This window comes from Bradyrhizobium sp. AC87j1 (assembly GCF_002936975.1).
Lineage (GTDB): Bacteria > Pseudomonadota > Alphaproteobacteria > Rhizobiales > Xanthobacteraceae > Bradyrhizobium > Bradyrhizobium shewense.
In genome coordinates, this window is the sequence record NZ_PTFE01000092.1 from 18,295 (window position 1) to 30,322 (window position 12,028).

A 12,028-nucleotide genomic window follows, 5' to 3' on the forward strand; every position below is an offset into this window, starting at 1 on the left:
ATCCGATTTTGTTCAGACATCAAGAACAACCAACCCGTCGGCCGCCTTCACACCCTGGCCCGCCGGCAGCACGAAAACCGGGTTGATTTCAGCCTCGACGAGGTGATCACCGAGTTGCGCGACCATGCGCGAGAAAGCGACGATCGCTTCTGCGAGCGCTTCGACATCGCATTTCGGCCGGCCCCGAAAACCGTCCAGCAACGGCCATGTGACGAGATCGCGCGCCATCGCGAGGGCCTCGGCATGACTGAGGCCGCCATCCGGTGGCAGCAGGCGCATCGTCGTGTCCTTGAACAATTCGGCGGTGACGCCGCCCATGCCAAGGAGGATGGCCGTTCCCAGGGGATCGCGATGCATTCCGAGAATGATTTCGACGCCACCTGAAACCATCTCCTGGACCAGGAACCGGCCGGGTCGCGTCCCAACTCTGGCCTCGACCTCGTCGGCCATCTTCATCAGGCGGCTGCCGATCGTCTCGGCGGTCAGGTTGACCGCGACGCCGCCGACGTCGCTCTTGTGCGCGATCTCGCGGGAGAGAATCTTGAGCACGACCCGGCCGCCGAGATCGCGCGCCGCCTGTTCGGCTTCGCGCGCCGTTGCGACCACTTTCTCTACAGCGACAGGAATACCAAAGCGGGCGAACAACGCCTTGGCTTGAGCCTCATCCAGCGATCCCGCCGGGAAGTCGCTGACATCGGCCGCCGTCAGGGGCGAGGTGGGTGTCTGGACCTGCTCCGGCTTTACGGCGCGCAAGAGCCCATCGAGCGCCGCGGCGCAGCTTTCGGCGGACGTGTAGGCCGGGACGCCTCGCCGGGTGAGGACGGAAACCACCTCGGGCGCGTAGGGGCTCACATAGGCAATGACGGGCTTGTCGCTGAGCGGTAGGCAGTCGTGGATGGCATCGGCCATCAGGCCCGGCGATCCCACGGCCGACGAGCCGGCAATCACGACCAGCGCATCGTAGGAGGGACTTCCGAGCAGGATGCGGATGGCGGCGCGCAGCAGATCGGGCTGCAAGCCGGCCAGGGTCACGTCGATCGGATTGCGATCGAGAGGGGCCTGCGGTCCCGACTGGAGGCGGCGCAACTGCGCGGCCGTCTCAGTGTCGGGGGCGGGCGTTGCAAAGCCGGCGACGCCGAGACTGTCTGATACGATCGTGCCGGCGCCGCCGGTCGAGGTGAGGATCGCAACCCGCCGGCCGGAGAGCTTCCGTCCCGCGGCAAGGATTGCGGGAATGTCGAGCAGGTCTTCGAACGTTTTTGCGCGGATCACGCCGAGTTGCCTGAACAAGGCGTCGTACATGCGATCGGAACCGGCCAGCGCACCGGTGTGCGAGACCGCCGCCTGTGCACCCGCCTCCGATCGACCGATCTTGAAGGCGACAATTGGCTTGCCGGCGCGTCGCGCTTTCAGAACCGACTCGCGAAAGCGAGCCGGATTGCGGATCGCCTCGACATAGAGCGCAATGACCCTGGTTGCGCTGTCGCCGGCGAGAAAGTCGATGAAATCAGCGAGTTCGAGATCGGCCTCGTTGCTGGTCGACACCAGCTTCGACAGACCGACCCCGCGCGCCGCGGCGCGCGACAGCAGGGATCCGAGAATGCCCCCGCTTTGCGAGACCAATCCGACGGACCCCGCCGGGAAGTCATCCATCGCCAGCGCGCCCGACGCCGACAGCACGATATTGTCGGTGAGATTGACGAGGCCGATCGTGTTCGGCCCGAGGATCCGCATGGAGCCGGCGGCTTGCATGAGCTGCTTCTGACGCTCGGCGCCTTCCGCCCCGGTCTCGGTGAAACCGCTGGCGAGAACGATCGCGGCGGCAGCCCCCCGCTCGGACAATTCGCGCACCGCGACGTGCGCGCGTTCCGCGCCGAGCAGGACAAGGCCAACGTCAGGCACATCAGGCAGCGAGGCGATGTCGGGGTAGCAGGTCAGACCGCCGATGTTTTCGACCTTCGGATTGACGGGATAGATCGCACCCGCAAAGCCATGCTTCTGGAGATAGGACACCGGCCGCCCCGACGTCTTGCTCGGGTCCGCCGATGCACCGATGACGGCGACGCTACGAGGCCGGATCAGGCGTTCGATCGCATCCATGGCTCAATCCTTCGACGCGGATTGCGCAAGGAACGCGGTCACGGCATCCCGATGCTCTGCGCTGGTGTAGCAGATGGCCTGCGCCTGGCTGCCGAGACTGAAGATGTCATTGGCGGAATGCTCGAACGCCTCGTTCAGGATCTTCTTGCCCAGCGCCAGCGCGGTGGGAGAGCCCTGAGCCAGTTCGGCCGCCCAGGCCTGCGCGGCCGACAGGAGCTCGCTCGAGGCCACCTTGCGATCGACGATGCCGAGCGCGAGCGCTTCGTCGGCTTCGACGACGCGCCCGGTGAAGATAAGCTCCTTTGCTTTGGGAAGCCCGACCCGGCGCGGCAGGAAATACAGGCCGCCGCCGTCGGGGATCAAACCGCGCTTGATGTAGGACCAGGTGAACTTCGATCGCTCCGTGCCCATGACGAAGTCGCAGGCCAGCGCGGTGTCCGCACCGAGGCCCGCCGCGGCGCCGTTGACGGCGGCGATCGTCGGCTTCGGCAGCCCGAGCAGGAACGACTGCACGTGATGCACGCCCTGCTGACGGCTCCATCCGTTGAATGCAACTTCGCCCTGCGGCGCCGCGAGCCGGCGCTTCATTCCGCTGATGTCGCCGCCGGCACAAAACGCGCTGCCGCGCCCCGTCAGCACCAGAGCCTTGATCGCTTTGTCGCGAGCCACGATTTCGAGCGCAGCGACGAACTCCGAGCGCATGTCGTCGCTCATGGCGTTGCGCCGGTCCGGCCGGTTGAATGCAATCGTCGCGACACCGGCCTCGACGGAAAATTCGATGAGCTGATAGGACATGGCAAACTCCTTGGTTCGAGTCGGATCGATCACCGTGACGCATTGCGGATGACGAATGCCGATTTCGGCCGTGCCGGTTCCTCGTTGGGCCCCAGCACGGCCGGGTGTTCTTCTTCCCTGTGCTGATAGCGGCTTGCGTCCGCCTGAACATCCCCCTAATTCCACTTAGTGGAAACGCTGGGCGGAGGCTGATGTGGCGCAGGCGCGCAGATATGCGGGCGGGGTTGACGGCAATCGCTCGCTCGAACGGGGCATCGAAATCCTCCGGGCGTTCCGGCCCGGCGTCGACACGCTGGGCAACGGCGAGATCGCGGAGCGAACAGGATTGCCGCGATCGACGGTCAGCCGGCTGACGCGAACGCTGGTCAATTCCGGGATGCTCGACGAAGTCCGCGCGATGCGGGCCTACCGGCTTGCCGCGTCCGTCATCAGTATCGGTCACGCCATGCGGACGGGATCACCGGTGCTCAACGCGATCGGAGCGATGATGCGGGCAGAATCGGCCAAGCGCCGGCTCAACGTCGGGCTCGCGACCGCGGATCGAACCATGATGGTTTATCTGGAGTCGATCCGTTACAGCCCACGCGCGGCCCTGCGCAACGTCGTCGCCGGCCAGCAGGTCCCGATGGAGTTGACGTCGCTGGGTCGCGCTTATCTGGCCGGCATTGCCGAGGCCGAGCGCGAGCGATTGCTGAAACTGTTCAAGCGGCGCAGCGCTGCGGCCACCAAGGCGCTACTGGCGGACGTCAGGACATCGATACGCTCGGTCGAACGCAACGGCTATTGCGCGGTGTCATGGCAACCCGGCGTTCTCGCCGTTGCAACGCCCATCGTGCTGGGCGGTCTGCCGGTCTACGCGCTCAACATGAGCCTGCAGAATGTCGATCGATCCGAGGCGCTGGCCGGCGAGATCGGCGCGTACCTCAACGCGTTCGCGGCAAAGTGCAAGGAGGTGCTGGCGGGCCAGTGAAGCCGGTCGCCGCCGCTTCGCTACCGACTGGCCCTACGCGCCCCTTGGCTTGCGCTCGCGGCAACCTTCCGTTTCAAGATGCGTTGAGCTTCAAGGCGCTCGAAAACGTGACCTTGACGAACCCGCGCACCGGCGAGCTGGTCCTGCGAAAGTGACGTCAGCGGAATTTCCGATCCCGACACGCGTTGGAGGCGATTATGAAGACGATGGAGACGAACGTCAGGAAGCTGTTCGAGCGATATGAGAATATCTCCAAGGCGTCTCTGCGCGGCGACGTCGACATGGATGAAGTCGCCGCGCTCTACGCCTCGGAGTTCATCGCGGCCACACCCGCCGGCGTGATGACTGGGAAGAACGACGAGCATCTCAAGCAGGTCCTTGCTAAGGGCTATGCCCACTACCGCGCTATCGGAACAAAGGCGATGGAGATGCGGGGGCTCCGCATCGCGCCAGTGGACGAACACCATTGCGTCGCCCACGTCTCCTGGAGAGCGACGTATGTCCGCAAGAACCAATCCGACGTCGTGATTGATTTCGAGGTCCACTACCTCGTCCAGCATTTGGGCGCAGAGCCCAAGGTCTTCGGATGGGTGTCGGGGGACGAGCAGACCCTCCTGAGGGAGCGCGGCGTCATTTGATGCTGGCCAGTGTCCTACGGGCTAATTTCGGACGGTGAGCCAAAGGCGCATCTCTCGCCGGCAATGTCGCACGCCGCCGTTACAACTTTCCATAGACCCGCCCCGCGACCGTCTTCAGGCGCTCGACCGAGCCCGACTCCGGATGCGGCTTGACCGGGGCGAACAGGATCGAAGCCTGCCTGCCGTTCTTCCAGACATAGATGATGACGGCGTTGCCGTTGCCCTTGGTACAGGAATGCTCGCCGAACGCTTCACCGCCGAGCTCTTGTATCGCCACGTGCTTGCAGGGACCCGCGCGTTTCATCATGCCGATGGCGGTGTCGCGCGAGGTCGCGATCACCGCGACAGTCATGGTGTTGGCCTCGCGATCGAACATCATGCAGCTGCCCGCGCCGGTCCGCTGCACCGTCAGCGTGCTCGCGTCGAGAAAGCCGTCGGCATCGGCGGCGGTCAGCCACTCGCAATTGCCGAACCGTTCGCTGCTCCTGTTCACGTTGCCTATGGCCACGCGCGCGGCCTCGGTGACCGGCCCGAGCAGCGCGTCGTCGGCGCGCCGGCCGATCGGATAGACGGTGATCTGCAGAATGTAATCGCCTGACAAGGCGACGACCGAGGCTTCCTGGCGCTCCGCGCCGGCCGCGCTCGTTCCGCCCTGGCCTTCGTCGCCGATCCCCGCGACTGCGTTAAGCGGCATACGCTCGCCAAGCGTCTTGACGAAGGTCGCGTACAATTCCCTGGCGCGGTCCTTGTCGGGATTGCGGAACACGGAGAGCATCATCGTGTCGCCGCGCCCGGCCTGGTAGATGCAGCCGCGGCCGTCCTGATTTGAGATCAGCGACCATTTGAGTGCCGGCATCGCGCCGGCGAGCTCCTTGGCGCTGATGAACGGGCAGGTCTCGGCCGCGCGCGCGGGAAGCACCGGGACGGCTGCGATTGCAAGGAACAGAACGAGGCAGGAGAACAGACGATCGATGGTACGCATGGGACGTACTTACTACCGAAATGGCGCACCCGGAACAATTCGAACGTCCGCCCCTCCGGAATTGTAGCTGATGCTCTATCCGACCGAGCCAAGGGCGGCCCGCGCCGGATCAGCGCAGGGCCATCGCTACTGCCCGTTATATTCGGCCCAGCAGTCCGCCGTTTCATAGACCCGGACCGCCGACAGCTGTCGAAGGCTCGGCTTCAACCGGTCCCAGATCCAGATCGCGATATTCTCGGCGGTGGGGTTCTCGAGGCCTTTGACCTCGTTCAGGCAGTGGTGATCCAGCGCGCCCAGGATGTCGGCGAAGCATTTTTCGATGTCGAAGAAATCCGCGACGAAGCCGGTGTGCGGATCGACCGGCCCGTCCAGCTGGACCTCGACCCGGTAGGAATGACCGTGCAGCCGGCGGCATCGATGGGTCTCGGGCACGTTCGGCAGCCGATGCGCCGCCTCGAACTTGAACGCCTGCGATATCTTCATTCCGCTCCTCACACGGCGTCGCCATCCGGTCTCGGGCCCGTCTGGCGACCAGATGCTGCTAGGTCCTGACCTTTCGGCGAAGAATGGCGCGCCCGGAACGATTCGAACGTCCGACCCTCAGATTCGTAGTCTGATGCTCTATCCAGCTGAGCTACGGGCGCGTTTTTCGCAAACAGCGCGGGCTTGGCCCGCAGGCAGCCCCCGGCAAAGCCGGAGGGGGTGCGAAAGAGCGCTCTGACTAACCGCTCTTGCCCCGATTGGCAAGGTCCGGGATGGGGAGATTTTGCAAGGAGATGACGATCTCCGCCCGGTCATTCCGGGGCTTGCGAAGCGAGAAGTGCGGAATCTCGCGCTCAAACCTCTGGATTCCGGGTTCGGCGCTTTGCGCCGCCCCGGAATGACGGAAGAACTCGGCCTTTGGCCGACTTACGCCCTCTGCCGCTCGTTGCGGATGGAGAGGAGCTCGACGGGGCCGTCGGGGATGACGATGCGGAAAGTGGCGCCGATGGTGCCTTCGACCAGGTGGATGTCGCCGCCATGGGCGCGGACCAGCTCGGCGGCGATGGCGAGGCCAAGGCCGCTGCCGCCGGGGCGGCCGGAGGTCTGGAACGCCTCGAACAGGTGCTCCCGGGTCTTTGGGGGGACACCGGGGCCGGTGTCGGAAACCTCGAGAATTGCGACCGCACCCTCGCGTTTTCCCGTGATCCGGATCTGCTGCACCCCGCCCTCGCCGGAGGCGTGACTTTCCAGCGCCTGGGCGGCGTTGCGGACGAGGTTGAGCAGCACCCGGAACAGCTGATCGGGATCGGCATCGACCGCAAGCCCGCGATCGATCGCGGCGACCCAGGCGATCGAGGCATCGCTGGCGAGGCCCGCGGTCTCGCGCACCTCCAGCACCACAGGCTCGATCAGGATCATGCGACGATCCGGTGCGGCCTCCTGGGCGCGGCCATAAGAGAGCGTCGACTGGCAGAAGGCGATGGCGCGCTCGAGCGAGCGCACCAGTTTTGGCGCAAAGCGCTGCACCCGCGGATCCGGCACGCTGGCGAGCTGATCCGACAGCAGCTGGGCCGAGGCCAGCAGATTGCGCAGATCGTGGTTGATCTTGGACACGGCCAAGCCAAGGGCGGCGAGCCGGCTCTTCTGATGCAGCATCGACATCAGATCGCGCTGCATGTCCGACAATTCGCGCTCAGCGACCCCGATCTCGTCGCTGCGCTGGCTCGGCACGATGATCCCCGCCGAGCTTTCGGGGTTCTCGTGGAAGCCGACCAGACTCGCGGTCAGCCGCCGCATCGGGCGCACGAAGAGATAATGAAGCGCCAGGTAGACGAGGCCCGCAGTCAGCGCCGCGATGATCAGCGCGACCACCACGACGTTGCGGGAGAACCGGTACATCTGCTGCCGCAGCGGCAATTCGTCGGTCACGATCTCGATGAACTGGGCGGTGCCGACGCCGGGCCCGACGATGCGGATGGCCTGGTTACCGGTCTCCAGCATCATACGGAACGAGCCGGTGATCGCCTCCCAGGCCGTCATGTCGCGCAGGTCGATGTCATGCTCGATGGCGGTCGGCAAATTGTCGCTGGCGAGCAATCGGCGCTGCTGGCCCATCTTGATGGCGACGGCGCGGGCATTGATGCTTTTCAGGATCTGGCGCGACAGCGAATCGGGAACCATGCCGAGCGGCGCCGCGTCCAGCACCAGTGCCGCCGTGTTGGCCGCGGCGACGCGGTCGTTCAGCCGGTTGACCCAGAAGTTGGCAATGGCGGGCACATAGAGCAGGACGGCCGCGATCATCACCAGGGGGACTGTGAGCAGCAGCAGCTTGCCCGACAGCCCGAGCCCGCGCGTCCCACGGGGGCGCATCGCCGGCGGGTCCGGCTGATCCTGATCCTGGATCGGCTGGAGGTCTGTCGTTGCCACGAAAGTCGCCCTCGCCTTTGGCGGATGAAGGATTGTTGGTATGAAGATGCGGCCCGACCCGGGTCCGGTCAAATTACGGATCGCTAATCTGCCGAGGTGGGATGTAAGCGCTGATATCGCGAGTCGCCACCTCAAGGGTTAAAAACCCCGCACAAACAGCGATATTCACCGGAATCGTGCGCTTGTGCGGCGTTGACGAAAACAAGGCGCTCCCTTATAAGCCGGCCAAATTGTCCGCGATGACCCGGTGCGACACCGGGAGCGGCTCTCTTGGGGCCGGAAACGGCTCGTTTTGGGCCGCATCTTCCGGACTTTACCATCAATTCTACAGGCAAATTGCCCGGTCAGCGGAGAAAAACCCGTGAAGCGGACTTATCAACCCAGCAAACTGGTGCGCAAGCGCCGTCACGGCTTCCGTGCTCGTCTCGCCACTGCCGGCGGCCGCAAGGTTCTCGCCGCCCGCCGCGCTCGCGGCCGCAAGCGTCTGAGCGCCTGAGCCGGACCCCCTTTTCCGGGATTTCATCATGGATCGGCTGAGGCAGCGGGCGGATTTCCTCGCCGTTGCCAATGGCGCGCGGGTGAACGGTCCCGCGTTCGTCCTGCAAAGCCGCCCCCGCGATGACGGCGGCCCGATCCGGATTGGCTTCACCGTTACCAAAAAGAACGGCAACGCCCCCGCGCGCAATCGTATCCGGCGCCGGCTTCGCGAACTGGTGAAGCGGCTCGATCCGGTGTCGATGCAGCCCCATCATGATTATGTCCTGGTCGGACGAAACGGCGCGCTCTCGCGCGACTTCGCCACCATGCTCGACGATCTGCGCATGGCGTTCACGAAGCCGGCGCGGCATACGGCCAAGGGACCTGCGAAGGGACGCAGCCCGAGGACTGACCGTACCGGGCCCCGCCCCGCTCCTGCTGCCAGCCGCAAACCGGATTGATGACGAGACCCCAGAGATGACCGACAATCGCAATACCATCCTCGCCGTCATTCTGTCGGGCCTCGTCCTGATCGCCTGGCAGTATTTCTACAATGTGCCGGCGATGGAGAAGCAGCGCGCCCAGCAGCAGGCGCAGTCCGAGCTCCAGAAGACCACGCCGCAGCCGTCGGCCTCCGCAACGCCGGGCGCGACGCCGCAGCAGCCGGGCAACGCCGCTCAGCCGGCAACGCCGGGCGCGAACCAGCAGGCCCAGCCCGTGGTGGCGCGCGAGGCCGCGATTGCGGCCAGCCCGCGCGTGAAGATCGACACGCCGCGGATTGCCGGCAGCATCGCGCTGAAGGGCGGCCGCATCGACGACATCGCGCTGGTGCAATTCCGCGAAACGGTCGATCCGAAGTCGCCGCCGATCATCCTCTATTCGCCCTCGGGCACCGCGGAGCCCTATTACGCCGAATTCGGCTGGGTGGCGGCGACGGGCGTGACGGCGAAGATGCCTGATGCCCAGACCGTCTGGCAGCAGGACGGCAGCGGCAGCCTGACGCCGACGACGCCGGTGGTGCTGAAATGGGAGAATGGCGATGGTCTCACCTTCCGCCGCACCATTGCGGTCGACGACCATTATCTCTTCACCATCAAGGACGAGGTGAGCAATGTCGGCAATGCGCCGGTTACGCTCTATCCGTTCGCGCTGATCTCGCGCCACGGTGCGCCGCAGGTCTCCGGCTACTACATCCTGCATGAAGGCCTGATCGGCTATCTCGGCGACCAGGGCCTGCAGGAATATGCCTACAAGAAGATCGACGAAAGCAAGAAGGTGGACTTCAAGGTCACCAACGGCTGGCTCGGCATCACTGACAAGTACTGGGCCTCGGCGCTGCTGCCGGATACCAATGCCCAGCTGCAGGCGCGCTTCTCGTCGAACCCATCCGGCAACGTCCACACCTACCAGACCGACTACCTGCTCGACCCCGTCACCGTCGCCATCGGCGGCACTGCGACCGCGAACGCGCGGCTGTTCGCCGGCGCCAAGGAAGCCGGCGTGGTCGGCGTGTTCCCGTTCGCCGGCCTCGGCGGCTACAACAAGGAGCTGGGGCTGAACCATTTCGATCTCTTGATCGACTGGGGCTGGTTCTACTTCATCACCAAGCCGATGTTCCTCGGCCTCGACTTCTTCTACCGCTTCTTCGGCAATTTCGGCATCTCGATCCTGCTCGTGACCGTGATCGTGAAGCTGCTGTTCTTCCCGCTGGCGAACAAGTCCTACGCCTCGATGGCGAAGATGAAGTCGGTTCAGCCGCAGCTGCAGGCGCTCAAGGAGCGCTACCCCGACGACAAGGTGAAGCAGCAGCAGGAGATGATGGAGATCTACCGCAAGGAGAAGATCAATCCGGTCGCCGGCTGTCTGCCCGTGCTGATCCAGATCCCGGTGTTCTTCTCGCTCTACAAGGTGCTGTTCGTCACCATCGAGATGCGGCACGCGCCGTTCTACGGCTGGATCAAGGACCTCTCGGCGCCGGATCCGACCAACCTGTTCAACCTGTTCGGGCTGATCCCGTTCGATCCGACCACGATCCCGGTGTTCGGCCATTACCTCGCGCTCGGCATCTGGCCGATCATCATGGGCATCACGATGTGGTTCCAGATGAAGCTGAACCCGACGCCGCCGGATCCGACGCAGCAGATCATCTTCAACTGGATGCCGCTGATCTTCACCTTCATGCTGGCGGGCTTCCCGGCGGGCCTCGTGATCTACTGGGCCTGGAACAACCTGCTCTCGGTGATCCAGCAGAGCTACATCATGCGCCGCAACGGGGTGAAGGTGGAGCTATTCGACAATCTCAAGGCGACGTTCGCGAAGAAGGCGACGTAGCTCCACGCGAGTGCCTGGTCACGCGGGCAAATGCCTCCACATCGTCATGCCCGGGCTCGTCCCGGGCATCCACGTTTTGGAGGGTGCCGCGCCGATAGGCGTGGATGGCCGGGACAAGCCCGGCCATGACGAGAGGATAGAGTGGTCGGATGAACGGCATGACCGACGACAAAGATGCGAAGCTGATCGAGGCCGGGCGAAAGCTGTTCGCGCGTGACTGGCAGTTCATCTGGGCCTCGCCCTCGATCCAGACGCTGCCGCCGATGGCGGGGCTGGAGGTCGCCTTTGCCGGGCGCTCCAATGTCGGCAAGTCGAGCCTGATCAACGCGCTCACGGGGCGCAACGCGCTGGCGCGCACCTCGCATACGCCGGGACGCACCCAGGAACTGATCTTCTTCGAGGTCCCCGGCAAGACCGACCTGCGCCTGGTCGACATGCCCGGCTACGGCTATGCCAAGGCGCCCAAGAGCCAGGTCGCGTCCTGGACCGAGCTGATCCACAAATTCCTGCTGGGACGCGCCTCGCTTGCGCGCGTTTACGTGCTGATCGACGCGCGGCATGGCCTCAAGGAGGTCGACCTCGAGGTCCTCAAGACGCTCGACCGCTCCGCGGTCAGCTACCAGATCGTGCTGACCAAGGCCGACCAGGTGAAGGCCTCCGAGCTGCAATCGCGCATCGCCGAAACAGAGGCGGCGCTGGCCAAGCATCCGGCCGCGTTCCCGAATGTGCTCGCGACCTCGTCACGCAGCTCGACCGGCATGGAGAGCTTGCGCGCCGCGATGGCGAAACTCCTGGAAGAGCGGGCTTCGTAATGGTGGCGCAGCGCCTGCTGATCGGACTTGCCGGTTTGATGGGCGCCGCCGGCGTCGCGCTGGCCGCCGCCTCGGCGCATGGCGGCGATGCGAGCCGGCTGGCCTCGGCCAGCGCGATGCTGCTGTTTCATGCAACTGCCATACTTGCAGCTGTCGCCCTGCTCGCGCGCGGCCTTCTGCACGGCGGAATTGGCCTCATCGGCGCATTCGGCTTCTTGATCGGCGCAGTGCTGTTCGCGGGCGACCTCACCTTGCGGCAATATGCCGGACACTCGCTGTTTCCATATGCAGCGCCGACTGGCGGGACGGTGATGATTTTGGGCTGGCTGGCGGTGAGTGCGGCGGCGGTGGTGGCGAGGAAGTGACGCTCTTTCTTACCCTCCCCTGGAGGGGTCCGGGACGAGCGTAGCTCGCCCGTGGGTCGGCTCATATTGAGCGTAGCGAAATGTGAGCCGGGGTGGGGTGATCTCTCCACTCGGGCACTGCTCATTGCGGAGAGACCGCCACCCTACCC

The 12,028-nt window shown here is 65.0% G+C and carries 12 protein-coding genes and 1 tRNA gene; 7 read left to right on the forward strand and 6 right to left on the reverse strand.

What is annotated here, in order from left to right:
* Positions 1 to 12: 12 nt before the first annotated feature.
* Both CV770_RS32745 and CV770_RS32750 read right to left on the reverse strand, forming a co-directional pair.
* Positions 13 to 2,100, reverse strand: coding sequence for an acetate--CoA ligase family protein (locus tag CV770_RS32745; protein ID WP_104465293.1), 2,088 nt, complete (start codon positions 2,098 to 2,100; stop codon positions 13 to 15).
* 3 nt (positions 2,101 to 2,103) lie between these two features.
* Entirely contained in the window at positions 2,104 to 2,895 is a 792-nt protein-coding gene (locus CV770_RS32750) for an enoyl-CoA hydratase/isomerase family protein (protein ID WP_091955503.1), read from the reverse strand.
* Between the two features lie 193 nt (positions 2,896 to 3,088).
* Here CV770_RS32750 and CV770_RS32755 point away from each other — a divergent pair, with 193 nt between their 5' ends.
* Both CV770_RS32755 and CV770_RS32760 read left to right on the forward strand, forming a co-directional pair.
* Positions 3,089 to 3,865, forward strand: a complete 777-nt coding sequence (locus tag CV770_RS32755; RefSeq protein ID WP_091955500.1) for an IclR family transcriptional regulator — start codon at positions 3,089 to 3,091, stop codon at positions 3,863 to 3,865.
* Between the two features lie 206 nt (positions 3,866 to 4,071).
* Positions 4,072 to 4,503: a DUF6841 family protein gene (locus tag CV770_RS32760; RefSeq protein ID WP_104465301.1), complete on the forward strand. Its 432-nt coding sequence runs from the start codon at positions 4,072 to 4,074 to the stop codon at positions 4,501 to 4,503.
* Between the two features lie 79 nt (positions 4,504 to 4,582).
* Here the strand turns inward: CV770_RS32760 and CV770_RS32765 are convergent, their stop codons facing one another.
* The 4 genes from CV770_RS32765 to CV770_RS32780 all read right to left on the reverse strand — a co-directional run bounded on the left by CV770_RS32765 (position 4,583) and on the right by CV770_RS32780 (position 7,894).
* Positions 4,583 to 5,485 (reverse strand): hypothetical protein, encoded by a 903-nt coding sequence (locus tag CV770_RS32765; protein WP_104465294.1) that lies wholly within the window; start codon positions 5,483 to 5,485, stop codon positions 4,583 to 4,585.
* Positions 5,486 to 5,611: 126 nt separating this feature from the next.
* On the reverse strand, positions 5,612 to 5,968 hold the full coding sequence (gene queD / locus CV770_RS32770; protein WP_028140825.1) for a 6-carboxytetrahydropterin synthase QueD: 357 nt from the start codon (positions 5,966 to 5,968) through the stop codon (positions 5,612 to 5,614).
* A gap of 84 nt (positions 5,969 to 6,052) precedes the next feature.
* A tRNA-Arg gene (locus CV770_RS32775) sits at positions 6,053 to 6,129 on the reverse strand.
* Between the two features lie 265 nt (positions 6,130 to 6,394).
* Positions 6,395 to 7,894 (reverse strand): sensor histidine kinase, encoded by a 1,500-nt coding sequence (locus tag CV770_RS32780; protein WP_104465295.1) that lies wholly within the window; start codon positions 7,892 to 7,894, stop codon positions 6,395 to 6,397.
* A gap of 361 nt (positions 7,895 to 8,255) precedes the next feature.
* Here CV770_RS32780 and rpmH point away from each other — a divergent pair, with 361 nt between their 5' ends.
* The 5 genes from rpmH (at position 8,256) to CV770_RS32805 (ending at position 11,879) form a co-directional block, all read left to right on the forward strand.
* Positions 8,256 to 8,390 carry a 50S ribosomal protein L34 gene (rpmH, locus tag CV770_RS32785; RefSeq protein ID WP_008542748.1) on the forward strand — a complete coding sequence of 45 codons (135 nt, stop codon included), beginning with the start codon at positions 8,256 to 8,258 and terminating at the stop codon, positions 8,388 to 8,390.
* Positions 8,391 to 8,418: 28 nt separating this feature from the next.
* Complete coding sequence (rnpA, locus tag CV770_RS32790) at positions 8,419 to 8,832, forward strand: ribonuclease P protein component (protein ID WP_104465296.1); 414 nt, start codon at positions 8,419 to 8,421, stop codon at positions 8,830 to 8,832.
* Between the two features lie 16 nt (positions 8,833 to 8,848).
* Positions 8,849 to 10,702 carry a membrane protein insertase YidC gene (gene yidC, locus CV770_RS32795; protein WP_091955486.1) on the forward strand — a complete coding sequence of 618 codons (1,854 nt, stop codon included), beginning with the start codon at positions 8,849 to 8,851 and terminating at the stop codon, positions 10,700 to 10,702.
* 158 nt (positions 10,703 to 10,860) lie between these two features.
* Complete coding sequence (gene yihA / locus CV770_RS32800) at positions 10,861 to 11,514, forward strand: ribosome biogenesis GTP-binding protein YihA/YsxC (RefSeq protein WP_018321163.1); 654 nt, start codon at positions 10,861 to 10,863, stop codon at positions 11,512 to 11,514.
* Complete coding sequence (locus tag CV770_RS32805; protein WP_104465297.1) at positions 11,514 to 11,879, forward strand: DUF423 domain-containing protein; 366 nt, start codon at positions 11,514 to 11,516, stop codon at positions 11,877 to 11,879. The genes yihA and CV770_RS32805 overlap by 1 nt, the downstream gene beginning before the upstream one ends.
* The last annotated feature ends 149 nt before the right edge of the window (positions 11,880 to 12,028 follow it).